Below are 24308 nucleotides of genomic sequence, written 5' to 3' on the forward strand. Positions count from 1 at the left end.
GGAGTGGGAGGGGGCGTCGCCCCGAGGGTTTCAGCGGCAGGCCCGCCCGCCGTTGATGCAGCGCACGGCACCGGCCATCAGCCCGTCCGACATGACGTTGATGAAGTCGCCGTGGTCGGTCACCGGCTTGTGCAGCTGTTCGGGGAAGCTGTCCACGGCGAACCGCGCACCGGGCGGCACCGCGTAGGTGATCCGCTGCACGAGCTGCGGGATGGCCTTGAACCCGGACGGGCAGGAGCCGTCGCGGCGGGCGAAGGCCACGTGGGTGCGGTGGTTGGCGCTGTCGGCGTTCTTCCCGTCCCAGCAGCTCTGGAAGTTGAAGGTCCGTACGACGTCACTGCCCTTCGGGCAGACCGGGTACTTGTCCTTCAACTGGCGGTTCTCGAACCCGGTGCAGCTCCAGGAGGCGTTCGCGTTGGCCGTGCCGTTGGTGAGGGCCTTCGCGTCACCGGTGATGATCCGCAGGAAGCGCGGCATCGCGGTGACCGGTCCCGTGGCACTGCCCTTGTAGTCGATCGTCACCTGCTTCGGCTGGAGGATGGTGCCGACGTTGGCGTCCTGGCCGCCGCCCGGCGCCTTCGCGTCCTTCTCCGCCCGGCCGTCGCGCAGCCGCAGCACCGGCCAGTAGTAGGTGGACTGGTCCCCGTTCGTGCAGGTGGTGCCGGACGCCGCGAGGCTGTTGTTGGTGGAGAACCCGTCCGTGGTCTTGTTGCCGACGTAGTCGTGCATGTGGTGCGCGCCGTTGCCCACGCCCGGCGCCACGATCACGTTGTCCGGGTTGAGGTGGCGGTTCTCGTTGCGTCCGCACTGGACGGAGAAGGACCCCTTCGACGCCCTCGCCTGGGGGGCGGGGGTGCGCACGTTGGGCTTCACCGTGCCGATGACGACGAAGTCGGAACGGGCCGGGCCGCCGGCCTTGCTCTTGGCGAGGCCCTGTGCGTCGGCGGGAGCGCCCGCCTCGGCGGCGGCATCGCCGGCGTCGGCGGCCGGCGCCTGCTTCATCGAACAGCCGCTGAGCGCCTCCAGCCCCTGCGGGCGGGCGGCGGACCGGCCGATGGCGTCGGCCATGCCGGTGATCGTCTTCTGCCGCTTGTCCTTCAACTCGCCGAGCAGGGCGTCACCCTGGGCGCGGCCGGTGGCGAGGCGCTGGTAGGAGTCGGCTATCTGGGTGTCCAACTGCGCCAGGTTCTGGTCGACTTCCGCCCGTACGGGCTCCGGCACCTCGCGGAGCCGGTCGCCCACGTCGGGACAGTCGATGGTGGCGGTCACCGGCGCCGAGCGCGCGGAGTCCTGTCCCGCGGAGGCCGCCTGTTCGACGATCACGACTCCGCCGCCGCCCAGGACGAGGGCGGACACGAGGGCGAGGGCCTTGTGGGACGGCCTCAGTCGGCGTTTGTGGCCTTTTGGGCTCATGCGATCACTTCACTTCGTCGGTCGGGGAACGGTGGAAGGGGCGGGCGAGACGTCCGCCAGCCCGTCGAAATCGACGAGGCCGCTGGCTTCGAGGACCGAGATGTGGTCCAGGACGGTGTTGTTGGCGTCCGTGGCCAGGTCCCGCACCATCGAGTTGCGCGTCTGCGCGCGGATCTGGGCGACCAGGGTGAACACCTTGCCGTGCGCCCGGCGCAGCAGCTGGACGAACAGGCGCTCGTACTCGTTGCCCTGGGCCCTGTCGAGCTGGTCGAGCCAGCCCTGTTGCTGGGCGCTGGGCCGGTCGGGCAACTCCATGCCGAGGGCCTGGCCCACGTCCCGGACGTGGCGGTCGAGAGCGGTGTGGCCTTCGATGAGGTGCTCGCCGGCGGTGCGGACGGCGGGGCGCGTGGCCCGCTGTTGCGCCTGCCGTCCTGCGGGAAGTTCCCACAGCCCGGCGAGCCGCACTTTGCGGACGAAGTCCCGGTCCTGGGGCGTCAGCGGCCCGAAGGCGGTGCTCAGCGTGCCGGCGCCGTCGTCGTCGGGGGACGGGGCGGTGGCGGCCGAGGCCGTGGTGCCGCCGAACTTCTGCACGGGGACCAGCAGCGCGACCAACGTGAACGCGAGGGCGCCGATGACGATGAGCGTCCCCATCACGTGCCGCGAGGCGACCGACATGGCGGCGACGTTCGACCGGCGGAATGACAGCACTGTGCCTCCTTGCTGCGTGGGCAGGGAGGGGCGGCGTGGCCGGAGTGTCCGGCAGCGACGCCGTGTGCACCCGCGCTCCCTGGGTGCCAAAGGACGCTAGCGCCAGTCGGGGCACCCGTTCGGAAGGACCATCACGAACGGACAAAGATCCGGGCAACACCTCGTACGGCTGGTACGGTGCCGCGTTCGGCCTGTGCCGAGTGGCCGGTCAAACTCCATGGCGTGTCGGCCAGTTGTCCGGAATTGCCATCATTCGCGGGGACGAGGCCGATCAGCACTCGGGGAGGATCCGCCCCCGGCCCGGGTGCCACAGGGTTAACGGGAACCGTCGCCCCTCCGAAAGGAACGGCTTCCCTGTGCGCAGGAACCGCCTCACCCCGCTGCTCGCCGCAGCCGGCCTCGTCGCCACCGCCGTCCCCCTGCTGACCGCGCCCCCGGCGTCCGCCGCCCCGGCCGCCGAGTTCGTCGCGCAGCGGCCCGCATGGCACCGGTGCAGCCCGGACCAGCCGGCGTCGTACGAATGCGCGTCCGTCAAGGTCCCGCTGGACTACCGGCGCCCCTCGGGGCGCACCATCGAGCTCGCGATATCCCGGATGAAGAGCGAGAACCCGGCGAAGCGGCACGGCGTGATGCTGCTGAATCCGGGCGGTCCGGGCGGCCCGGGACTCGACCTGCCGCTCCAGGCGAACGAGCAGATGCCCAAGGACGTCCGGGAACATTACGACCTGATCGGATTCGACCCGCGCGGAGTCGGCGCCAGCAGTCCGGTCAGCTGCGGACTGCGACCGGAGGAGGAGAACATCCTGCGGCCCTACCGGCCGGAGAACTTCCCCTCCGACGTGGCCTGGGCGCGGACCGTGGCCGACAAGTGCCGTGAGAAGGCGGGGGCGGTGCTGCCCTTCATCACCACCCGCAACACCGCACGGGACATGGACGCGATCCGTTCGGCACTGGGCGAGCGGAAGATCTCGTACCTGGGCTACTCCTACGGTACCTACCTGGGCGCGGTGTACACGCAGATGTTCCCGGCCCGCACGGACCGCTTCGTACTGGACAGCGGCGTGGACCCGCAGCGGATCTGGCGCGGCATGTTCCAGGTGTGGGCGAGCGAGGCGGAGCCGGCTTTCGCGCGCTGGACGCAGTGGACCGCGCAGCGTTCGGCGGAGTACGGGCTCGGCGATACCCCGCAGGCGGTGTCGCAGACGTTCTGGGCGCTGGTGGCCCGCGCCGACAAGGACCCGATCCCCCTCGACGGCATGAAACTGACGGGTGATGACATCCGGGCGCGACGGGCGCTGTTCTTCTACCCCGCCCAGGCGGCCCCCGCCGTCAAGGCGCTCAAGGACGCGGCCGACGGCAAGCCGGCGACGCTTTCACCGGCGCAGCGGGAACTGCTGGCTCCCGCTTCCGGGCCGGCCTCCGACAACGGCACCGCCGCGATGCTGGCCGTCGTGTGCGGGGACACGGAGTGGCCGCGCTATCCCGAGCAGTACGAGCGGGAGACGGTCCTGGACAAGGCGCGGTACCCGCTCTACGGGGACTTCACGTCCGGGATCAAGCCTTGTGCCTTCTGGTCGAGGCCGATCGAGGCCGCCACCCCGATGAGGACCGGCGCCCCGGTCCTGACCGTGCAGAACGAGTGGGACTCACAGACCCCCCTGGTCAGCGGCCAGGGCCTGCACCGCGCGCTGGGCGGCTCGCGGATGGTGCTGGCGGAGGGGGGCGAGGGCCACGGCGTGTACCTGGTCGATCCCGCCTCGTGCGTCAACGCGCCGGTCGGCGCGTACCTCACCACGGGCCGGCTGCCCGCGCGGGACGTGACCTGCCGTAGCGCGCCGGGCTCGGCCGAACGGCGCGCGGCCTCGCCGCGGCCGTCGCTGCCGTCGCCGTTCCTGTTCTGACCCTTCCCCGCCCCAGTTCCGACCCTGCCCCGCCTCCGCACGCGCGGCACCGGCGGAACGCCCCCGACGCCTCGAACGGCGCGGGGGCGTTCGCGTGTGTACGGGAGGCCTCAGGCCGGTCGGGAGTTGCGGGCCCGGGCCAGCAGTCCCGACAGCAGGACCTCCAGCGTCCCGCGCAGCGTGGGGGCGAAGTCGACGCACAGCGCGGCCAGCGACGGGTCGGCTTCGTAGGCCGCCAGCATGGCGGCGGAGGGGTGGGCGTGGGCCCAGACCGCGCCGCTGATCATGGTCGCGGACAGGACGAAACGGAAGGCGTCCTGCTCCCCCAGCTCCGGAAGGTGATGGGTGATCCGGCCGGCCAGGGCGGTGGCGTGGGCCATGGCGGCCCGCTTGTAGGCGGCGGCGACCTGAGGGGAGACGTTGCGCTCCAGCACGGCGGCCTGGGCGCTGATCAGGTCGCACAGCACCGGGCGGGCGACGAGGGCCTGCGCGAGGCAGGCCGCGATCCGGTCGGCCCGCTCGGGCGCGGGGGCGTCGTCCACCGCCCGGGCGAGCGCGCCGTCGAGGTGGACGACGAGCTCGTGGGAGGCGTCGTCGAGCAGTTGCAGCAGGACGGCCTCGCGGGACTCGAAGTAGCGCAGCACGTTCGACTTGGCGAGGCAGACCCTGCGCGCGAGCTCGTTCAGCGTCAGCTGGGCGACCGGCATCTGCGTCAGCATGGCGGCCGCGGTGTCCAGGATCGCCTGGCGGCGGGCGGCGCGCTGCTCCTCGCTGCGGGCGCGCTGGAACTTCGTAGGCAGGGTCACGCCACCAGCGTACAGACCTGCGGTCTGTTGTTATCAGACCAGCGGTCTGCTAGCTTCGGGGCAACATCAGACCAGCGGTCTGTTATCGCGCTTCCCCGAGGAGTACGCCATGTACGCCGTTCCCGACCAGTCCGGAAAGCTCGCCGTCGTCACCGGCTCCAACAGCGGTACGGGCAAGGAGGCCGCCCGCCGGCTCGCCGAGGCGGGTGCGCGCGTCGTGCTCGCGGTGCGTACGCCCGCCAAGGGAGAGCAGGCCGCCGCGGAGATCCTGGCCCGGCACCCGCACGCCCGGGTGGAGGTGCGCCGGATCGACCTGGCCGACCTCGCCTCGGTCGCCGACTTCGCCGACGCGTTCCTCGCCGACGGCGTCCCGCTCGACCTGCTGGTGAACAACGCCGGGGTGATGGCGCCCCCGACCCGGATGACCACCGCCGACGGCTTCGAGCTCCAGTTCGGCAGCAACTTCCTCGGCCCGCTGGCACTGACGGTGCGGCTGTTGCCGGCCCTCCTCGCGGCGCCCGCCCCGCGCGTGACGACGATGAGCAGCGCCACCGCCAACTTCGGCAAGATCGACTTCACCGACCTCCAGTGGGAGCGGCGGCGTTACGTCCCGATGCTCGCCTACGCCCAGTCCAAGCTGGCCGACCTCGTGCTGGCCCGCCATCTGGCCGTCCTCGCCGAGGGGCAGAAGTGGCCGCTGCTCAGCACCGCCGCCCATCCCGGTTACACGAAGACGAACCTCCAGACCGCCGGTGCCAGCCTCGGCCGGGGCAGGCCCTCGCGGCTCCACGGCCTCGTCAGCTCGGTGGACTTCCTCCCGAAGCAGGAGGTCGGACCGGGCACGGAACCGCTGCTGTACGCCGCCACGAGCCCGCAGGCGAGCGCCGGGGGCTACTACGGCCCGACCCGGATGTTCGGCCTCGTCGGCCCGGCCGGTGAGTCCCGCATCACCCGGCGCGCCCTGGATCCCGCCGCCAACGCCCGGCTCTGGGCCGAGGCGGAGCGCCTCACCGGTGTGGGCCCCGCAGTGGCCGCCGCAGCCGGCTGACCGGCGGGGGCGCGGCGGCGGGGGCGGTGGCGGCTCCGGAGCCCCGCAACGGGGTGAGCACTCCCGCGCCCACGAGCAGCAGACAGAACGCCCCGCCGGCCAGGCTGACGGCGGGGACCCCGTGTCGCGCGGCCAGTGCGGTGAGCGCGGCGGCCCCGGCCGGGCCCGAGGCGTTGTGCACGGTCCAGAAGGCGGAGGTGACCCGGCCCAACAGGTGAGGAGGAGTGACCTCCTGGCGCAGGGTCATGGAACAGACACCGCCCACGGTCAGCCCGAACATGAACAGGGCGGCCAGTACCGCGACGACCGGGACACTGCGGCTGACGCCCATCCCGGCGAACCCCACCGCCGTCGCGGCGACCGAGCCCAGCCAGCAGACCCCGAATCCGAGCCTGCCCCGCAGGGCTCCGGCGGTGACGGCGCCGACGAGCGTGCCCAGACCGCTCGTCGCCATCACGTAGCCGAGGGTGGCGGAGCCCTGGTGCAGATCGTGCCCGACCCGGTAGATCAACAGGTCGGTCGCGCCGACGGTGACGAAGGTCAGCAGCGTGAGCAGGACGGTCAGCGGACGCAGCAGCGGGTGCGCCCACAGGAACCGGAAGCCGGCCGCGAACACCTCGCGCAGCATTCCGGCTCCGCCCGGTCCGGGCCGCCGCTCCTGCTCCTCGTCGGGCCGTGGGGTGAACCGGACCCGCAACAGGCTGACGGCGGACACCAGGAACGTCGCGCCGTCCAGCCCCAGGGCCCAGGCCGCGCCCACCCCGCCCGTGACGACCCCGGCGATCACCGGCCCGAGCAGGGTCCCCAGGGCGAAGGTTCCCATCAGCCGCCCGTTGGCCCGTACCAGGTCCTCGGGCGGCACCAGGCTCGGCACCGCCGTCACGTAGGCCACGTCGAAGAGGCCCTGCAACACGCCGACCGGCGCGGTCAGCAGGAACAGCAGCCAGATGCGGGGCCCGGCGAGCCACAGGAAGGGCACCGCCCCCAGCAGCAGGGCCCGCGCCAGATCGCAGACGATCATCAACCGACGGCGGTCCACCCGGTCGACCACGTAGCCGGCGAAGGTTGCGGTCACCACCGAGGTGGCGGCGCAGACCACCGTGACGAGGCCCATCCGGAAGACGGAACCCGTCGCGGTCAGTACCAGCAGCGGCAGCGCCACCGCGGAGGCGGAGCCGCCGAGGACGGACAGGGCCTGCCCGAGCCAGAAGACGTTGAAGTCCCGGTTGCGGGAGAGCGGCCTCAACCGAGGAGGGCGTAGACCGTGGAGGCCGTCGCGGCCGGTTCGGGCGAGCCCTCGGGGGTCATGGTGATGTCGGCGAAGGCCATCCGCTTGCCGAGCTTGGTGATCCGTACGTGGATCAGCACATCGGCGCCGGTCACGGGCCGCTGGAAGCTCGTGGACTGCTGGACGGTGGTCATCGGCCCGTACCCGCCGCGGGCGCCGGAGACGGCGATGACGGTGGCGGTGTCGGCAGCGGCCATCAGGGCCTGGCCCGAGAGCCCGCCGCCGTCGCGGGCCAGCGCCTCGGACCACGGCAGCCGCAGGACGGCGTCCCGCTCGCCGGTCTCCTCGACGGTGAGGCCGAGAGCGAGCACCCAGGGGGCGAAGTTCTCGGCGAGGATCTGTTCCGCGTCTGCCGGTGTGAAGGTCATCAGGGGATTGTGGCGGCCCGAGCGGGGCCGCCACAACACCCTTTTCCCTACCGGTTCACAGGCGCGCCGCGAGCTCCGTGCCCTGCCGGATGGCCCGCTTGGCGTCCAGTTCGGCGGCCACGTCGGCGCCGCCGATCAGGTGGGCGTCGACACCGGCCGCGCGCAGCGCCTCGTACAGGTCACGGCGCGGCTCCTGCCCCGTGCACAGGACGACGGTGTCGGCGGGGACCAGGCGCTGCTCGCCGTCGACGGTGATGTGCAGGCCCTCGTCGTCGATCCGGTCGTACGTCGCCCCGGCCACCGAGACGACGCCCCGGTGCTTGAGCTCGGCGCGGTGGATCCAGCCGGTGGTGGTGCCGAGGCCGGCGCCGACCTTGGTGGTCTTGCGCTGGAGCAGGTGGACGCGGCGCGGCGGCGCGGGACGCTCGGGCGCGACGAGCCCGCCAGGGCCGGTGTAGGCGGTGTCGACGCCCCAGTGGCGGAAGTAGACGGCCGGGTCCTGGGAGGCGCCCTCGCCGCTGTCCGTGAGGAACTCGGCCACGTCGAAGCCGATGCCGCCGGCGCCGACGACGGCGACGCGCTCGCCCACCGGGGCACCGTCGCGCAGGACGTCGAGGTAGGTCACCACGTTCGGGTGGTCGACGCCCTCGATGTCGGGGGTGCGGGGGGTGACGCCGGTGGCGACGACGACCTCGTCGAAGCCCTGGAGGGTCTCGACGTCGGCACGGGTGTCGAGGCGCACCTCCACGCCCCGCTCGACGAGCTGGTTGCCGTAGTAGCGGATGGTCTCCTCGAACTCCTCCTTGCCGGGGATGCGGCGGGCTATGTCGAGCTGGCCGCCGATGTGCCCGGAGGCCTCGAAGAGGGTGACGGCGTGGCCGCGTTCGGCGGCGGAGACGGCGCAGGCGAGACCGGCGGGGCCGGCTCCGACGATGGCGACGCGCTTCTTCAACTGCGTGGGCGACAGGACGAGTTCGGTCTCGTGGCAGGCGCGGGGGTTGACCAGGCAACTGGTGATCTTGCCGCTGAAGGTGTGGTCGAGGCAGGCCTGGTTGCAGCCGATGCACGTGTTGATGGTCTCGGGGGCGCCGGCGCGCGCCTTGCTCACGAAGTCCGCGTCGGCGAGGAACGGGCGGGCCATCGACACCAGGTCGGCGCGGCCGTCGGCCAGCAGTTCCTCGGCGATCTCCGGGGTGTTGATGCGGTTGCTGGTGACGAGGGGGACGGACACCGCGCCCATGATCCGCTTGGTGACCCAGGTGTAGGCGCCTCGCGGGACGGAGGTGGCGATCGTGGGGATGCGGGCCTCGTGCCAGCCGATGCCGGTGTTGATGATCGTGGCGCCGGCCGCCTCGATCTCCTTGGCGAGGGAGACGACCTCTTCCAGGGTGGATCCGCCGGGGATCAGGTCGAGCATCGACAGGCGGTAGATGAGGATGAACTCCTCGCCCACGGCCTCGCGGGTGCGCCGCACGATCTCCAGCGGGAAGCGGACGCGGTTCTCGTACGCCCCGCCCCAGCGGTCGGTGCGCCGGTTGGTGGCGGCGGCGATGAACTCGTTGATCAGGTAGCCCTCGGAGCCCATGATCTCGACGCCGTCGTAGCCGGCCAGCTTGGCGAGGCGGGCGGCGCGGACGAAGTCCTCGACGGTCCGCTCGACCTCGGTGTCGCTGAGCTCGTTGGGGACGAACGGGCTGATGGGGGCCTGGAGGGCGGAGGGGGCGACCAGGTCCTTGTGGTAGGCGTAGCGGCCGAAGTGGAGGATCTGCATCGCGATCTTCCCGCCTTCGGCGTGCACCGCGTCGGTGATCACCCGGTGCTCGGCGGCCTCGTCCTCGGTGGTGAGGCGGGATCCGCCCTCGAAGGGGCGGCCGGCGTCGTTGGGGGCGATGCCACCGGTGACGATCAGGCCGGCGCCGCCGCGGGCGCGCTCGGCGTAGAAGGCGGCGAGGCGCTCGAAACCGCCCTCGTGCTCTTCGAGGCCGGTGTGCATCGATCCCATGATCACGCGGTTCGGCAGCGTGGTGAAGCCGAGGTCCAGGGGGCTCAGCAGGTGCGGGTACCGGGTCATGGGGGGTGTGCCTCCTCGCGCGGGGGTGATGGACCTGTTCTAGCGAGGGGCGCAGTGTTTTGCAACTAGGTGCATAACCGGTCGGGGCCCCGGACCCCCGGTATTACCGGGCCCGGCGCCCCGGCCCGCCCGGCCCTGTGGCGCAGTTCACGCGCTCGGGCGGGACGGGGCGGCCGGGCCTGCGGGCGGGCGGCCCGGACGAACCGGGGCTCAGGCCCGGTGCAGGCGGACCGTGACGAGCTGGAACGGGCGCAGGGTCAGCGGGAGCGCGCCGCCGGACGTGAGGGCGCCGAGCGCGGTGCGCGGCAGGGGCCGCTCCAGCAGGTCGCACTCGGTGGCCCCCCTCGGCGCGAAGTCCGCCGTCAGGGTGGCCGTGGCCCGCCCGCCCAAGGACTCGTACAGCCGGACGACGACGTCCCCGCTGCGGTCCTCGGCCAGCTTGACCGCCTCCACCACCACCGCGTCGTCGTCCACCGCCACCAGCGGCGCCACCGGACCCTCCCCGGACACCACCCGCTCCGGCAGGTTCAGCGCGTGCCCCTCGCGTACGGCGTCGGCGATCGACGCGCCGGGCGCGAGCGAGAAGGCCACGGTGTGGGTGCCCTGGTCGGTCTCCGGGTCGGGGTAGCGCGGGGCGCGCAGCAGCGAGAGCCGGATGGTGGTGGTCTGCCCGCCGTCGGGGCGCACGTCCCGGGTCACGTCGTGGCCGTACGTGGAGTCGTTGAGGACGGCGGCGCCCCAGCCGGGTTCCTCGGCGTGGATCCAACGGTGGGCGCAGATCTCGAACTTGGCCGCCTCCCACGAGGTGTTCGTGTGGGTGGCCCGGTACACGTGCCCGAACTGGATCTCGGCGGCGGAGCGGTCGGCCTTCACGTCGAGCGGGAAGGCCGCCTTGAGGATCTTCTCCGTCTCGTACCAGTCCACCTCGGTGCGGATGTCGACCGTCTTGGCGCCCGCCCGCAGCCCGATGGACTGCACCACGCCGGACGAACCGAAGGAGCGCACCACCCGGACCGTCGCCGAATCCCTCCCGGCTCCGGCCGCTTCCAGTGCGTCCAGCTCCACCAGGTCGGTGACCCGGTGGCGGTAGGAGGCGTCGAGGTCCCAGGCGTCCCACATGTTCGGGAAGTCGGGGTGGATCTGCAGCAGGTTGGCGGCGGCGCCCGGCGCGACGGTTTCCCGGCCGGCCTCCAGGTCGTACGCGGACACGATCAGCCCGCGCCCGTCGACCTCCACCCGCAGCCGCCCGTTGCCGAGCACGTACCCGCCGCCCGCCCGCTCCCCGACGGTGACGGGCGCCCCGGCCGGCTCCGGTGTCCCGGCCCCGCCGGCCGGGACACCGCGCCGGGTGTGCGGGGCGCAGTTGAAGACCAGTTCCCGTGTCCCCTCGCCCGCCAGTGCGCGCTGCGCGGCCAGGGTGATCGCGCCGAGCTCCTCCCGTACGCGGGCGTACGTCCCGCGTGCCTCGCGGTGCACCCAGGCGATGGAGGAGCCGGGCAGGATGTCGTGGAACTGGTGGAGCAGCACGGTCTTCCAGATCCGCTCCAGCTCCTCGTACGGGTACGCGTACCCCGCCACCCGCACGGCGGCGGTCGCCGCCCACAACTCGGCCTCGCGCAGAAGGGATTCGGACCGACGGTTGCCCTGCTTGGTCTTGGCCTGCGAGGTGTAGGTGCCCCGGTGCAGTTCCAGGTACAGCTCTCCGGCCCAGACGGGCGCGTCGGGGTACTCCGCGTGGGCCTTCTCGAAGAAGGCGTCGGGCCGTTCGATCTCCACGCGCGGCGCGCCCTCCAGGTCCCGCTGGCGCCTCGCCCTCGCCAGGTGCTCCCGGGTGGGGCCGCCACCGCCGTCACCCCAGCCGAAGGGCACCAGGGAACGCGAGCCGCGTCCCTTCTCCCGGTAGTTGCGGGCGGCGTGGGCCAGTTGGGCGCCGCCGAGGTCGCTGTTGTAGGTGTCGACGGGCGGGAAGTGCGTGAAGACGCGCGTGCCGTCGATGCCCTCCCACCAGAAGGTGTGGTGGGGGAACGCGTTGACCTGCGACCAGGAGATCTTCTGGGTCAGGAACCAGGTGGAGCCGGAGAGCTTGACGATCTGCGGCAGGGCGGCGGTGTAGCCGAAGGAGTCGGGCAGCCAGACGTTGCGGGTCTCGATTCCGAACTCGTCCAGGAAGAACTTCTTGCCGTAGAGGAACTGGCGGACCATCGCCTCGCCGCCCACCATGTTGGTGTCGGACTCCACCCACATGCCGCCCACCGGCACGAACTGCCCGTCGGCGATCTTCTTCTTGATCCGCCCGAAGAGTTCGGGCCGGTGGGTCTTGATCCAGTCGAGCTGCTGGGCCTGCGACATGGCGAAGACGAACTCCGGGTGCTCGTCCATCAGGTTCACCATGTTCGACGTCGTCCGCGCCACCTTGCGGACCGTCTCGCGCAGCGGCCACAGCCACGCGGAGTCGATGTGCGCGTGGCCGACCGCGCTGATCCGGTGCGCGCAGGCGTGGGCGGGGGCGGCGAGCACCCCGGCCAGCCGGGCCCGGGCGGCGGCGGCCGTTCCGGGAACGTCTTCGAGGTCCAGGGCGTCCAGCGAGGCGTCCAGGGCGCGCAGGACCTCGTACCGCCGGGCGTCGCCCTCGTCGAGCTGTGTCATCAGGGCGTAGAGGACGTCGAGGTCCTGTACGAGTTCCCACACCTCGCTCTCGAAGACGGTGAGGTCCATGCGGGCGAGGCGGTAGAGCGGCCGGTCCCCGCTGGTCTGCCGGTCCCCCTCGTAGGTGGGCCGGTGCTCGACCAGGACGGGGTTGGCGGCGGCTTCGACGTACCACTCGATCCGCTCGCCGCCCTCGGCACGGTCGGCGACGCGCACCCAGTCGTTGTACGGGTTGAGCGCCTTGAGCTCGCAGCCGTCCGGCCCGTGGACCAGGCCCTCGCACTGGAAGCCCGGCATCATGCGGTCGAAGCCGAGGTCGAGGACGGCTTCGACGGTGCGGCCCGCCCAGTCGGCCGGGACGGTGCCGGTGACCTTGAACCAGGTGGTGTTCCAGGCCGGACCCCACGGGTCCCCGGCCTGGCAGGGCTCGTAGCGGGCCGCCAGCGCCTGCGCCACCGGGACGGGCTCGTCCGGCGCGTCCCAGCGCTCGACGGTCAGCGGGAGCGAGCGGGAGTGGACGGCGGGTGCGACGCGCTCCTTGAGGACCCGGCGGAGGCGGTGTTCGGCAACGCTGCGGTCGTCGTGCATGACGGCTGCTCCAGGAGGGGGAAGGGCGGCGGGTGACGGGCGGTGGCTCAGAACTTGACGGCTCCCTCTCCCACGCCCTTGAAGAAGAAGCGCTGGAGGGCGAAGAAGAGGAGCATCATCGGGATCAGCGCGGCCATCGCGCCTGCGGCGATGATCCGCTGGTCGTTGACGGTGGTGGCGCCGGCCAGGGTCTTCAACCCGAGTTGAAGGGTGTAGTGCTCGCTGTCGGTCAGGACCAGCAGGGGCCACAGGAAGTCGTCCCAGGCGCCCATGAAACTGGTGATGCACACGACGGCCAGGGCGCCCTTGGCGGACGGCAGGAACACCCGGGTGAACCGGGTCCACTCGCCCGCCCCGTCCAGCAGTGCGGCCTCCTCGATCTCCCGGGGGACGGCGAGGAAGGCCGCCCGCATGACCATGATGTTGAGGACGGAGACGGCGCCCGGCAGCCACACCCCGACGAGCGTGTCGACCAGCCCCATCCCGCGCACGGTGAGGAACATCGAGATCATGACGGACTCGAAGGGGAACATCAGGGTCGCCACCAGCACGGTGAACACGCTCCTGCGGCCCTTCCAGCCGGTGCGGGAGAGCGCGTAGCCCGCCATCGAGCCGAAGACGACGTTCGAGGTGACGGCGAGGGCCGCCACCACCAGCGTATTGCCGGCGTACTGCACGAGTGGGAACGACTGGGCGACGCGGACGTAGTTGTCGAGGGTGGGCCGGGACGGCAGGACGCCGTCGTACACGTTCTCCGTCCGGCCGCGCAGCGAGGTCAGGAACTGCCAGACGATCGGCCCGAGCATGACGACCAGCACCAGGGTCAAGGTCGCGTACCGGCCGGCCAGTGCGGCCCGGCGGCGCCGGCGCCCCGCGCGTCGGTCCGCAGCCTCCCCGGCCCGGGCCGCGGCTCGTGTGCTCACCCCTCGTCCCCTCTCGAAAGGCGGCGGCCCAGCAGGCTGAACACCAGCGTCAGGAGGAACAGCAGGAGGGAGACGGCGGAGGCGTAGCCGGTCTCGCCGGCGAACCCGAGGCCGACCTGACGGATCAGGAAGGGCAGGGTGCGGGCTCCCCCGCCCGGGCCGCCGCTCTCGCCGCCCAGGATGTAGATCTCGGTGAACACCCGCAGCGCGGAGATCGCCGAGAGCGTGCCCACGAGGAGCATCATCGGTTTGACCTGGGGGACGGTGACGCTGAAGAACCGCCGGACGGCGCCCGCGCCGTCGAGGGCGGCGGCCTCGTAGAGGGAGACGGAGACGTTCCCGAGGGCCGCCAGGTAGAAGACCATGTAGTAGCCGAGGCCCTTCCACACCGTCACGATCATGGCGGAGACCAGCAGCATCGTGCTGTCCGTCAGGAACGGGACCGGCTCCGAGACGGCGTGGAGACCGCGGAAGACGGTGTTGAGCAGGCCGTCGCTGCGCAGCACCCACTGCCACATCAGGCCGACGACCACCGCCGAGGCGATCACCGGGGTGTAGAAGGCCGAACGGAAGAACCCGATGCCGGGGATCTTCGTACGCACGAGGACGGCCAGGGCCAGTGGGAGCAGGACCAGGCAGGGCACGACGACCAGCAGGTACAGGACGCTGTTGCCGGTCGCGAGCCAGAAGTCGCGATCGGCGAAGGCGCGGCGGTAGTTGGCGAGGCCGGTGAAGTGGCCCCCGCGCAGGATCCGGGCGTCCGTGAAGGAGAGGATCACCGTGTTGAGGAACGGCCAGATGCCGAACACGAGCACGAGCAGCAGCCCGGGGGCGAGGAAGAGGTAGGGGGCCCAGCGCGCGGGCCCGCGCGGCGGGTGAGGGCCCGCGGCTGCGGCCGGGCCGGGCGCCGCCGTCATTTCCGCGCCGCGCCGGCGAGCAGCCTGTTCGCCTCCTCCTGCGCCTTCCTCACCGCCGTCCTGGCGTCCTGCTCACCCTTGATGGCCTTCTGTACCTCGCGGACGACCGCGTCGCCGACCTGGCTGGTCCACTGGACGGGGGTGTTCGCGTCGAGCTGGGCGCTCCTCAGCTCCTCGGCGCCCACCGCCCGGGCCAGCGTCTCGGCGTCCGTGCCGTCGCCCCTGTCGGAGAAGTACGGGTCCGCCAGGCCCTGGGCGTTGGACGGGTAGATGGTGGCCTTCTTTGAGAAGGCGACCTGGTTGGGGCCGTTGGTGACCCACTTGGCGAATTCCGCCGCCGCGTCCGGGTGCGGTGTGTCCTTGCGGATGCCGAGCGACTGGGCGTAGATGCCGATGTGGCCGAGCTGCCCGGTGACGGCGCCCGCGACCCGGGTGGTGGCGTAGACCTGGGGGGCGTTCTGCTTGATGTCCTTGACGAAGCCCGGTGAGCCGGGGCCGAACACGAGTTTGCCCGCGCCGTAGAGCTGGTTGATGTCATCGGACTTGAGGAGGGATTCCTTGGGCATGGCGCCCTTGGCGTAAAGGGATGTCATCCGCTCGACCCACGCGACGGCCTTGGGGGTGTCGAAGGTGAAGGCGTCCTTCGCGCCGTTCAGGATCGGGACGCCCATCTTCTGCCAGTCCCCGGGGAGCCGTCCCTTGGGGTCGGCCATGAAGGCGGAGTACCGGCCGCCGGACCGTGCGGCGATCTGCTCGGCGTAGTCGAAGAACTGCTCCACGCCGGCCGGTGGCTTGGCGGGGTCCAGTCCGGCCTCCCGGAAGAGGTCGGTGTTGTACGTGAGGATCTCGGGCGTCACGTACCAGGGGTAGGCGTACACGCTGTCGCCCTTGCCGGGCAGTTTGAACTGCTCCCAGGCTCCGGGGACGTACTCCCGGGCGATCTGCGGGTCGAGTACGGCGACGTCGGCGAGCATGCCGCGGTCGCCGAGGAGCTGGAAGGAGTCGGTGGAGAGGTTGACGACGTCGGGCAGGGCGCCGGCCTGGGCGTCGGCGACGAGCTTCTCGTTGTAGCCGTCGCCCGGCACGTCCTCCCACTTCACCTTCACGTCGGGGTATTTCCGCTCGAAGGCGTCGATGACTTCCCGGACGTAGGTGGTGAACACCGGTTTCAGCTGGAGGGTGCGGAAGGTGATGTCGCCGGCCACCTTCCCGGTCCTTACCGCTTCGTGTGCTTCTCCCGGGCCGCCGCTGACCCCGCATGCGGCGGTCGACAAGAAGGTGCCCGCCGCGAGGGCGGCGAGGACCGTGCGCGTCAGGGGGGAACGGGGCATCGTCGCGGCCTCCAGGGGGGATTCCGGCAGCGCTGCCGGAGAGCGGTGACCACGCTCGCCCGGATCCCGGGGCCCGTCAACGTGGCCGGGGAGGCACTGGCCGGGCCGCGGCGGGTCCCCCGTTCCCCCGGTCGGCTCCAGGCAGAGGCAGGCCTTTTCGTCAATACCGCGGCCACCTGGACTAATGCGCTTTAGTCAGCCACTCTCCGGCCGGTGTGCCCATTCCATGACGCATGCGCTTTCCCGCCGGATGTTGGCTCCTTGTGGACGTCTCCCCGCCGGGGATCCGGATCCCGCACTAATGCGCTTTACCCTGCGGCCGGCGAAAGGTCGGCCGGGTCGGTGTTGGCGCCGCAGAGGACCACGGTGACCCGCGCTCCCGGCGCCCGCCGGATGCGGCCGAGCGCCGCCAGGGCCGTTGCGGCGCCGGGCTCGACCACGATCCGGTGGTCCTCCCACAGCCCGCGGCGGGCGGCCGTGATGTCCGCGTCCGGCACGAGCACCGAGTCGACGCCCTCGTACCGGGCCGCGGCCAGCGCGTCGGCCGAGACCCGGGGCGCCCCGAGCGAGTCGGCGGCCACGGAGTCCACCGGCACGTCGACCGGCCGGCCCGCCTCCAGCGCCGCGTTGAGCGCCCGGCAGTGCTCCGGTTCGGCGGCGACGACCCGCACGCCGTGTTCGCGGGCGGCGGTGGCCACGCCCGCGAACAGCCCTCCCCCACCGACCGCCACGACGACCGTGTCCAGGCCGGGCAGAGCGGCCCGGACCTCGTCGAGCAGGGTTCCGGCGCCCGCCGCGATCAGCGGATGGTCGTAGGCGTGACTGCTCAGGGCGCCACTGTCGGCCGCGAACTCCCGGCACGCGGCGAGGGCTTCGCCGTAGCGGTCACCGACGAGGCGTACGTCGGCCCCGTAGCCGCGCAGCCGTTCCACCTTGACCCGGGGCGCGTTGGCGGGCAGGAACACGGTGGCGGGCACGGCCTGGGCGCGCGCCGCCCAGGCGCAGGCGAGGCCGGCGTTGCCCCCGGAGGCGATGGTGACGCCGGCGGGCGGGAGGGTGCCGGCGGCGCGGTGCGCGGCGAGGAAGTTGTGGGCGCCGCGGGCCTTGAAGGAGCCGGTGTGCTGGAGGTACTCCAGCGCGTAGAAGACGCCGTCACCGGCGGCCACCACTGCGGCGGGCCGGGTCACCCCGGCTATCCGGTCGGCGGCGGCGCGTACGGCGGCGTAGTCGAGCTGCTGTTCCATGGGCGTCGGCCCCTTTCAGGAGGCGTCGGGACGGGCCGCTTCGATGAGTTGGCGCAGGGCGCCGTAATACACCTCGTGGTCGGTCAGGGCGGGCAGCACGTCGGTGATCCCGGCGGAGAGCACCGGGAACTCGGCGGGGTCCAGGGCTGCCAGCGCGGCGCGCGAGGCGGCCGTGGCTCCCGCCGGGTCGCGGTGGTCCACGAATGCGGCGCTGCCGAGGGTGAGCAGGTACATCCGGCGGTAGACGGTCATCGCCTCGGCGGCGCCCATGCCGGCGGCGACGCTGTCGGCGAGGGCCGGTTCGACGAGCCGGGCCAGCAGCTGGCGGCCGAGCCAGGGCCGGCCGCCGCGCAGCACGAGCAGCCCCGGGTGTGCGACGAGCAGGCGGTAGAGGGCGCCGAAGCGCAGCTCGGTGGCCTCGGCCCAGTCGGTGGTGGGCGGGATCTCGGGCAGTCGGGCGGCCAGGTGCTCGGTGCAGAGGTCCAGCAGTCCGGCAAGGTCGACGCAGCGCCGCTGGACGGTGGCGTGCGAGACGTCGAGCCGGTCGGCGAGGGCGCGGAAACTCAGGGCGCCGGGGCCTTCCTCGTCCAGGATCGACAAGGCGGCTTCGGCGATCGCCCCGGGCGTGGCGCGGTCGAGGGCGGCTGATCTGCGCGGCATGGATACACCGTAACAGACAACGTCACATACGGCGCCACACATCCTTCCACCGCCTCTAACGTGTGACGCGACTGCGCCCATATTGCTGGTGATCGGGACGAAAGCCCCCGACGCCGTTGACAGCGGGTAGTCGCACCGCTGCACTGAGCGCTCGACAGCCCGTCGGTACCTCCCCCACTCAAGGAGATCCCGTGCCGCCTCGCCCGCGTGCGTCGCTCCCCTGTCTGACCGCGGCCGCCCTGCTCGCCCTCGCCCTCGGCGCCGCGCCCGCGGCCGCCGGGCCCGCGGCCGCCGGGCCCACCACCACCTCCGACACCCCGCTCGCACTGACCCCGCCGATGGGCTGGAACAACTGGGCGCACTACATGTGCGACATCAACGAGGCCAAGGTGGTCGCGAACGCCGACGCGCTCGTGTCCACCGGGCTCGCCGCCAAGGGCTACGACACGGTGACCGTCGACGACTGCTGGATGACGAAGTCCCGCGACGCGGACGGCGATCTGGTCACCGACACCCGCAAGTTCCCGCACGGCATGGCATGGCTCGGCGACTACCTGCACGCCAAAGGGCTGCGGTTCGGCATCTACCAGGACGCCGGCTCCCTCACCTGCGAGGGCTACCCCGGCAGCGGCGCCCCCGCGGGCGGCGGCGCGGACCACTACGCCCGCGACGCCCGGCTGTTCGCGTCCTGGAACGTGGACTACGTCAAGATGGACGGCTGCAACCTGCAGGTGCCGCCCGGTGCCACGAAGGAACGGGCCTACCACGACGCCTACCACGCAGTCGCCGGGGCCCTGCGCGACAGCGGCCGGGACATGGTGCTGGCCGCGTCCGCGCCCGCCTACTTCCAGCAGGGCGAATGGGGCGGATCGGACTGGCACAAGGTGCTCCACTGGGTCGGCGAGACCGGCCAGCTGTGGCGCGAGGGACGGGACATCAAGGTCTACAACCCGAAGGCGCCCAACACCTCCCGCTGGAGTTCGGTCCTCGGCAACTACGGCTACAACCGCTGGCTCGGCCGGTACGCGGGTCCCGGCAACTGGAACGACCCGGACTTCCTGATCGCGGGCGCACCCGGGCTGAGCGCGGCCGAGAGCCGCAGCCAGGTCGGCCTGTGGGCCATGATGGCGGCCCCCTTCATCCTCTCCTCGCAGGTCTCCCAGCTGAGCCCGGCCGGGCTCGCCGCCCTCGGCAACACCGATCTGATCGCACTCGACCAGGACCCGATGGGCCGTCAGGGGGCCGTCGTCTCCTCGAACCCCACCTTCGACATCCTGGTGCGGCCGCTGGCGAACGGCGACCGCGCGGTGGCCGTCCTCAACCGCTCGGGCGCCGCCCGCGACATCAACGTGCCGCTCGGGGAGGTCGGCCTGCCCGGGTGCACCGCCGACGCCAAGGACCTGTGGAGCGGTCAGCGCCGCCTGGTCGGCGGTTCATTGACCGGAAGGGTGGCCGCCCACGACACCGGCGTCTGGCGGCTCACTCCGCGCGGCTGCGCCGGGGCGGTGCCGACCGGGCAGATCGCCGGAGCCGGCGCCAGGTGCGCCGACGGGGCCAACACGACCGCGGCCGGAGCCGTCGTCATGGCGGCCTGCACCGGCGCCCCCGACCAGCGGTGGAGCCTCGGCAACGGGCAGACACTGCGGCTGGCCGGCGCCTGCCTGTCGGCGGGCGACGGCGGCCTGGTGGAGCTGGCCCGCTGTGCGCCCGGTCAGCCGGGGCAGAGCTGGGAGCACGACCGCAGCGGCACCCTGACCGACACCGTGAGCGGGCTGTGCCTGACCGCCCCCGCCGCGACGACCGCCCCGGACGCCCCCGCCGAGCGGCTCCGGCTCGCCGCCTGCGGTGACCACCGGATCGACCAGACCTGGGCCCTCCCGGTCTGACGACGGCCGCCCCCTCAGCCCCGACCCGTCACAGCACCCCCACACCAGAGGACGACGCACACCCGATGCCACGCGTTCCCCGCCCCCGCAGGCGCCGGTCCGTCGCGCTCGCGACGCTTCCCACCGCGCTGCTGACCCTGATCCTCTCCGGCACCACCCCCGGGACCGCCGCCCCCGCCGCTGCCTCCCCCGCACGAGCGGACGTACGCGAGGCCCCGCGTCCCGCCGCCCGGCCGCGCAGCTTCGACACCGGCCCGGCGCGCGACGCCCTCCGGCGGCTGCTGCCCCGCCACGCCGGCCAGTTCACCCTGGTGCCCGACACCTCCGCCGGGGCCGACACCTTCACCGTCTCCGGCACCCCGGGCGCCGTCACCGTACGCGGCTCCACCGGTGCGACCCTGCTCACCGGCGTCGGCTGGTACCTCCAGCACGTCGCCGGCGCCGACATCGGCTGGCCCGGCGACAGCCTCGGCATGCTGCCCGCCACGCTGCCCGGCGTGCCCGCCCCCGTCACCCGCAGTGCAAAAGTCCCCCACCGGTACGCCCTCAACGACACCGACGACGGCTACTCGGGCCCGTACCGCACCTTCGAGGAACACCAGCGCCAGATCGACCTGCTCGCGCTGCACGGCGTCAACGAGGTGTTCGTCCAGACCGGCGCCGAGTACCCGTACTACCGGGCCCTCCAGCGGTTCGGGTACTCCGCCGACGAGCTGCGCACGTGGATCCCGGCCCCCGGCCACCAGAGCTGGTGGCTGCTGCAGAACCTCAGCGGCTTCGGCGGCCCGGTCACCGAGCGGCTGATGCGCGAGCGCGCCGACCTGGGCGCCCGGATCGCGGACCAGCTGCGGGGCCTCGGCATGACACCGGTACTGCCCGGCTACTTCGGCACCGTCCCGCCGGGCTTCGCCGCGCGCCACCGGGGCGCGACCACCGTGGCACAGGGCGACTGGGCCGGCTTCGACCGGCCGGACTGGCTCGACCCGGCCTCCCCGGCGTTCGGGGAACTGGCCGCCGCCTACTACGACGAGCAGCGGGAGGTCTTCGGCGACAGCGCCATGTACCGGATGAGCCCGCTGCACGAGGGGGGCCGGACGGGCTCGGTGGACGTCCGGGCCGCCGCGGGGGCCATCCAGCGGGCGCTCTGGGCGGCCCACCCGGGCGCCCTGTGGGCGGTGCTGGGCTGGCAGGACGACCCGACGAAGGAACTGCTGGCCGGGGTCGACACCTCGAAGCTGCTGATCCTGGACGGTCTGTCCGACCGGTACAACCGCCTGGACCGCGAGGCCCGCTGGGGTGGCACCCCGTACGCGATGGGCACGATCTACAACTTCGGCGGCCACACCACCATCGGCGCCAACACCTCGGTGTGGACCGAGCGGTTCGACACCTGGCGCGACAAACCGGACAGCGCCCTCCGGGGCACCGCGTACCTGCCCGAGGCCACCGGCACCAACCCGGCCGCCTTCGACCTCTTCACCGACCTGGCCTGGGAGCCGGGGCCGGTCGACCAGCGCAAGTGGTTCGCCGACTTCGCGGCCCGCCGCTACGGACGCCCCGACGCCCATGCCGCCGCGGCCTGGGAGGAGTTGCGCAAGGGCCCGTACAGCACCTCGTCGGGACTGTGGTCGGAGTCGCAGGACAGCCTCTTCACCGCCCGGCCGAGCCTGACGGCGACCGGAGCGGCCCACTGGAGCCCCCGATCCATGCGCTACCAGGCCGATTCGGTCCGCCGGGCCCTGGACCAACTGCTGGCGGTGCCCCCGGCGCTCAGGTCCTCCAGCGCCTACCGCTTCGACCTCGTGGACACCGCCCGCCAGGCCCTCGCCAATCACTCCCGGGTGTTGCTTCCCAAGATCCGGGCCGCCTACGAGGCCAAGGACCTGACGCGGCTGCGGCAGCTGACCGCCCAATGGCGCGACGGAGAGCGGAAGCTGGACGCCGTGACCGGCTCCGACCCCCACTTCCTGCTGGGCCACTGGCTGGCCGCGGCCCGCTCGCACGGCGCGGACCGCGCCGAGCAGGACCGGTACGAGTACGACGCGCGCTCGCTCCTGAGCGTGTGGGGCGGGCGGAGCACCAGCGAGGGCGGTTTCCTGCACGACTACGCGAACCGCGAATGGAGCGGCCTCGTATCGGAGTTGTACGCCGCCCGCTGGGACCGGTACTTCGCCTCGCTGGAGGAGGCACTGGTCAAGCGCGCCGCCCCGAAGGCGATCGACTGGCACGCCTTCGAGGAGGCGTGGGCGCGGCGCACCACCCGCCACCCGACGAGCCCGAGCGGGGACCCGCACGCGCTGGCCGCCTCCGTGGCGGCGGCCCTGCCGAAGGCCGGCGCCTGAGCCGCACCGGCGCGGGCGCCGACCGCCGGGGGTGAGCGTCACCCTCCCGTGGGAAATTCGGCACTCGTGCGAGGGAGAGGGCGCGCAGCGCGGCGGCGTGCGGTCCGGGTCGTCGGTTCACTGACCCGGACCCGACAGGGGCGGCCACCCGGAGTACTCCCGGTGGCCGCCCCTTCCGACGCCGTCAGGAGTGCATGGGGCATGTCCGAGACCGAACGCGAGCGGCCCTCCGCGACGCTGGAGCTGCTGGCGCTGCTCGCGGCCACCGAGGGGGTGGTGGAGCTGCGCAAGCGGGGTGGACCGGCGGCCCGCCCGACCGCCGCCGGCTGTGAGGACTGTCTGGAGACCATGGCCCGGCGGGCCGCCGAGCGGGCCGGTCATCCGCTCGCCTGACAGGGGCGGCCGCGCGGCCCGCGGGCTCGTACAGTCGTAGAGGGACAGTCGTGGACGAACAGTCGTAGTCGTAGGGGGACAGTCGTAGGGGGGCCGGTCTCAGGGGCCGGTGCGAGCCCGGGCGGTGACCCTGATGAGCGATGTGCGGTCGGCGTCGGGGCGTCCGCGGGCCCGGACGGGCCTCGGCGCGCTCTGTGGAGTGCTCGCCGCCTTCGCAGGGCTGGCGGCGGCGCAGTTGGCAGCCGCGCCCATCCGTCCCGAGGCGTCCCCGGTGACCGCTGTCGGCGGGGCCGCGGTGGACCGTACGCCGGCGGCCGTCAAGGAGTGGGCGGTGCGGACCTTCGGCACGGCCGACAAGACGGTCCTGACCCTCGGCATCGTCCTGGTTCTGGCCCTGATCGCCGTGGCGGCCGGAACGCTCGCGGTGCGCCGGCCGCGCGCAGGCATCGCGGTCGCCGCGTGCTTCGGTGTCGTCGGAGCCGTGGCCGCGCTCGGTCGGCCCGGGGCGGCCTGGCCGGACGCCCTGCCCTCGCTGCTGGGCGGCCTCGTCGCGGCCACAGTGCTGTACCTGCTGGTCAGGGCCTTGAACCGGCCGCGTACGGGAGGCGCGCCGGCCGGTGGGGCCGGCGTGATGGACCGGCGGGGCTTCGGGCGGCTGGTGCTGGGCACCGCGGCCGTCTCGGCGGGCGCCTGGTACGCCGGGCGGCGCCTGGGCGCGTACGGGTCGGCCGGGGCGTCGGCCTCCCGGGCCGGCCTCGTCCTGCCGGCTCCCGCGGTACCGGCCCCGCCGGTGCCGGCCGGGGCGCAGGCGCGGGCGCCCGGGGTGTCGCCGTTCCTCACTCCCGCCCGTGACTTCTACCGGGTGGACACCGCGCTGGTCGTGCCGCGCGTCGACGCCGACGACTGGCGGCTGCGGATCCATGGGGACGGGGTGACGAGGCCGCTGACCCTCGGCCTGCGGGAGCTTCTCGCGCGCCCCCTGGTCGAACACGACATCACCCTCACCTGCGTGTCGAACGAGGTGGGCGGCCCGTACGCGGGCAACGCCCGCTGGCTCGGCGTCCGCCTCGCCGACCTGCTGCGGGAGGCGGGGGTGCGGCCGCCGTCGCAGGGCGGCCGGGCCGACCAGCTGGTGGCGCGATCGGTGGACGGGATGACGATCGGCACCCCGGTCGAGGCCGTGATGGACGGCCGGGAGGCACTGCTGGCGGTGGGGATGAACGGCGAGCCGCTGCCTTTCGCGCACGGCTTCCCGGTGCGGATGGTGGTGCCGGGCCTGTACGGGTACGTGTCGGCCTGCAAGTGGCTGCGCGAGCTGCGGCTGACCACCTTCGCCGCGTACGACGCGTACTGGGTGCGCCGGTCCTGGGCGCAGCAGGGTCCGGTCAAGACACAGTCGCGGATCGACACGCCGCGTGCGGGCGCGCAACCCGCGGCGGGCCGGGTGGCGGTGGCCGGGGTGGCGTGGGCGCAGCACCGCGGCATCACCCGGGTCGAGGTACGGGTCGACGGCGGCCCCTGGCACGAGGCCCGGCTGGCGGACGCGGACGGCGACGACACGTGGCGCCAGTGGCTGTGGCCCTGGGAGGCGGCGCCGGGCCGCCACACCCTGGAGGTCCGGGCCACGGACCGTACCGGCGCCGTACAGACGGGCGAGCGCAGGGGGACGGTCCCGGACGGGGCCACGGGATGGCACGCGGTGACGGTGCGGGTGCGGGCCGCCGACACGGTGCGTTCCGCCGCCCGCTCGGGCGGGGGCGCCGTACATTGAGGCG

General features: G+C 72.9%; 18 protein-coding genes. 6 read left to right on the forward strand and 12 right to left on the reverse strand.

Features of this window, described 5'->3' with window-relative positions; genetic code table 11:
• Positions 1-30 precede the first annotated feature (30 nt).
• Both OG861_RS05290 and OG861_RS05295 read right to left on the reverse strand, forming a co-directional pair.
• Entirely contained in the window at positions 31-1413 is a 1383-nt protein-coding gene (locus OG861_RS05290) for a DUF1996 domain-containing protein (protein WP_330261348.1), read from the reverse strand.
• A 9-nt stretch (positions 1414-1422) separates the two neighbouring features.
• A complete protein-coding gene (locus OG861_RS05295) occupies positions 1423-2121 on the reverse strand; it encodes a DUF4142 domain-containing protein (protein WP_329200005.1) in 699 nt (232 codons plus the stop codon).
• 356 nt (positions 2122-2477) lie between these two features.
• Here OG861_RS05295 and OG861_RS05300 point away from each other — a divergent pair, with 356 nt between their 5' ends.
• Positions 2478-4022 carry an alpha/beta hydrolase gene (locus OG861_RS05300; protein ID WP_330261349.1) on the forward strand — a complete coding sequence of 515 codons (1545 nt, stop codon included), beginning with the start codon at positions 2478-2480 and terminating at the stop codon, positions 4020-4022.
• 110 nt (positions 4023-4132) lie between these two features.
• Here OG861_RS05300 and OG861_RS05305 read toward each other — a convergent pair whose 3' ends face one another.
• Positions 4133-4822, reverse strand: a complete 690-nt coding sequence (locus OG861_RS05305; RefSeq protein WP_329202564.1) for a TetR/AcrR family transcriptional regulator — start codon at positions 4820-4822, stop codon at positions 4133-4135.
• 115 nt (positions 4823-4937) lie between these two features.
• Between OG861_RS05305 and OG861_RS05310 the strand changes: the two genes are divergently transcribed.
• The gene (locus OG861_RS05310) at positions 4938-5876 is read left to right on the forward strand and encodes an SDR family oxidoreductase (RefSeq protein ID WP_330261350.1); all 939 of its coding nucleotides are present in this window, start codon (positions 4938-4940) and stop codon (positions 5874-5876) included.
• On the opposite strand, the gene OG861_RS05315 is transcribed toward OG861_RS05310, so the two are convergent.
• From OG861_RS05315 to OG861_RS05355, 9 genes are all read right to left on the reverse strand, one after another.
• The gene (locus OG861_RS05315) at positions 5836-7122 is read right to left on the reverse strand and encodes an MFS transporter (protein WP_330261351.1); all 1287 of its coding nucleotides are present in this window, start codon (positions 7120-7122) and stop codon (positions 5836-5838) included. The two genes, OG861_RS05310 and OG861_RS05315, sit on opposite strands and share 41 nt — an antisense overlap.
• Positions 7119-7532, reverse strand: coding sequence for a PaaI family thioesterase (locus tag OG861_RS05320; protein ID WP_329199998.1), 414 nt, complete (start codon positions 7530-7532; stop codon positions 7119-7121). The genes OG861_RS05315 and OG861_RS05320 overlap by 4 nt, the downstream gene beginning before the upstream one ends.
• Before the next feature lie 55 nt (positions 7533-7587).
• Entirely contained in the window at positions 7588-9603 is a 2016-nt protein-coding gene (locus tag OG861_RS05325; protein WP_329199997.1) for an NADPH-dependent 2,4-dienoyl-CoA reductase, read from the reverse strand.
• 210 nt (positions 9604-9813) lie between these two features.
• The gene (locus OG861_RS05330) at positions 9814-12837 is read right to left on the reverse strand and encodes an alpha-mannosidase (RefSeq protein WP_330261352.1); all 3024 of its coding nucleotides are present in this window, start codon (positions 12835-12837) and stop codon (positions 9814-9816) included.
• Between the two features lie 47 nt (positions 12838-12884).
• Positions 12885-13760 (reverse strand): carbohydrate ABC transporter permease, encoded by an 876-nt coding sequence (locus OG861_RS05335; protein ID WP_329199995.1) that lies wholly within the window; start codon positions 13758-13760, stop codon positions 12885-12887.
• Positions 13757-14677 (reverse strand): carbohydrate ABC transporter permease, encoded by a 921-nt coding sequence (locus OG861_RS05340; protein WP_330261353.1) that lies wholly within the window; start codon positions 14675-14677, stop codon positions 13757-13759. The genes OG861_RS05335 and OG861_RS05340 overlap by 4 nt, the downstream gene beginning before the upstream one ends.
• On the reverse strand, positions 14674-16008 hold the full coding sequence (locus OG861_RS05345) for an ABC transporter substrate-binding protein (protein ID WP_330261354.1): 1335 nt from the start codon (positions 16006-16008) through the stop codon (positions 14674-14676). Before OG861_RS05345 ends, OG861_RS05340 begins: the two co-directional genes overlap by 4 nt.
• 308 nt (positions 16009-16316) lie before the next feature.
• Positions 16317-17252, reverse strand: a complete 936-nt coding sequence (locus OG861_RS05350; protein WP_330261355.1) for a serine/threonine dehydratase — start codon at positions 17250-17252, stop codon at positions 16317-16319.
• Between the two features lie 15 nt (positions 17253-17267).
• A complete protein-coding gene (locus OG861_RS05355) occupies positions 17268-17912 on the reverse strand; it encodes a TetR/AcrR family transcriptional regulator (RefSeq protein WP_330261356.1) in 645 nt (214 codons plus the stop codon).
• A 191-nt stretch (positions 17913-18103) separates the two neighbouring features.
• Here OG861_RS05355 and OG861_RS05360 point away from each other — a divergent pair, with 191 nt between their 5' ends.
• The 4 genes from OG861_RS05360 (at position 18104) to OG861_RS05375 (ending at position 24304) form a co-directional block, all read left to right on the forward strand.
• The gene (locus OG861_RS05360; RefSeq protein ID WP_330261357.1) at positions 18104-19798 is read left to right on the forward strand and encodes a ricin-type beta-trefoil lectin domain protein; all 1695 of its coding nucleotides are present in this window, start codon (positions 18104-18106) and stop codon (positions 19796-19798) included.
• Between the two features lie 65 nt (positions 19799-19863).
• Positions 19864-22140, forward strand: coding sequence for an alpha-N-acetylglucosaminidase (locus tag OG861_RS05365; protein WP_329199986.1), 2277 nt, complete (start codon positions 19864-19866; stop codon positions 22138-22140).
• Positions 22141-22341: 201 nt separating this feature from the next.
• Positions 22342-22533, forward strand: coding sequence for a hypothetical protein (locus OG861_RS05370; RefSeq protein ID WP_329199984.1), 192 nt, complete (start codon positions 22342-22344; stop codon positions 22531-22533).
• A 133-nt stretch (positions 22534-22666) separates the two neighbouring features.
• On the forward strand, positions 22667-24304 hold the full coding sequence (locus OG861_RS05375) for a molybdopterin-dependent oxidoreductase (RefSeq protein ID WP_330261358.1): 1638 nt from the start codon (positions 22667-22669) through the stop codon (positions 24302-24304).
• Positions 24305-24308 lie beyond the last annotated feature (4 nt).

Origin of the sequence: Streptomyces sp. NBC_00539, from assembly GCF_036346105.1 — a bacterium.
Classification (GTDB): domain Bacteria; phylum Actinomycetota; class Actinomycetes; order Streptomycetales; family Streptomycetaceae; genus Streptomyces.

What these genes read in the sequence shown, in the direction of transcription:
- OG861_RS05330 (WP_330261352.1), bottom strand. Translation starts at nt 12,837, where the DNA reads ATGCACGACGACCGCAGCGTTGCCGAACACCGCCTCCGCCGGGTCCTC.
- OG861_RS05320 (WP_329199998.1), bottom strand. Translation starts at nt 7,532, where the DNA reads ATGACCTTCACACCGGCAGACGCGGAACAGATCCTCGCCGAGAACTTC.
- OG861_RS05355 (WP_330261356.1), bottom strand. Translation starts at nt 17,912, where the DNA reads ATGCCGCGCAGATCAGCCGCCCTCGACCGCGCCACGCCCGGGGCGATC.
- OG861_RS05345 (WP_330261354.1), bottom strand. Translation starts at nt 16,008, where the DNA reads ATGCCCCGTTCCCCCCTGACGCGCACGGTCCTCGCCGCCCTCGCGGCG.
- OG861_RS05325 (WP_329199997.1), bottom strand. Translation starts at nt 9,603, where the DNA reads ATGACCCGGTACCCGCACCTGCTGAGCCCCCTGGACCTCGGCTTCACC.
- OG861_RS05370 (WP_329199984.1), top strand. Translation starts at nt 22,342, where the DNA reads ATGTCCGAGACCGAACGCGAGCGGCCCTCCGCGACGCTGGAGCTGCTG.
- OG861_RS05340 (WP_330261353.1), bottom strand. Translation starts at nt 14,677, where the DNA reads ATGACGGCGGCGCCCGGCCCGGCCGCAGCCGCGGGCCCTCACCCGCCG.
- OG861_RS05310 (WP_330261350.1), top strand. Translation starts at nt 4,938, where the DNA reads ATGTACGCCGTTCCCGACCAGTCCGGAAAGCTCGCCGTCGTCACCGGC.
- OG861_RS05290 (WP_330261348.1), bottom strand. Translation starts at nt 1,413, where the DNA reads ATGAGCCCAAAAGGCCACAAACGCCGACTGAGGCCGTCCCACAAGGCC.
- OG861_RS05375 (WP_330261358.1), top strand. Translation starts at nt 22,667, where the DNA reads ATGAGCGATGTGCGGTCGGCGTCGGGGCGTCCGCGGGCCCGGACGGGC.
- OG861_RS05350 (WP_330261355.1), bottom strand. Translation starts at nt 17,252, where the DNA reads ATGGAACAGCAGCTCGACTACGCCGCCGTACGCGCCGCCGCCGACCGG.
- OG861_RS05365 (WP_329199986.1), top strand. Translation starts at nt 19,864, where the DNA reads ATGCCACGCGTTCCCCGCCCCCGCAGGCGCCGGTCCGTCGCGCTCGCG.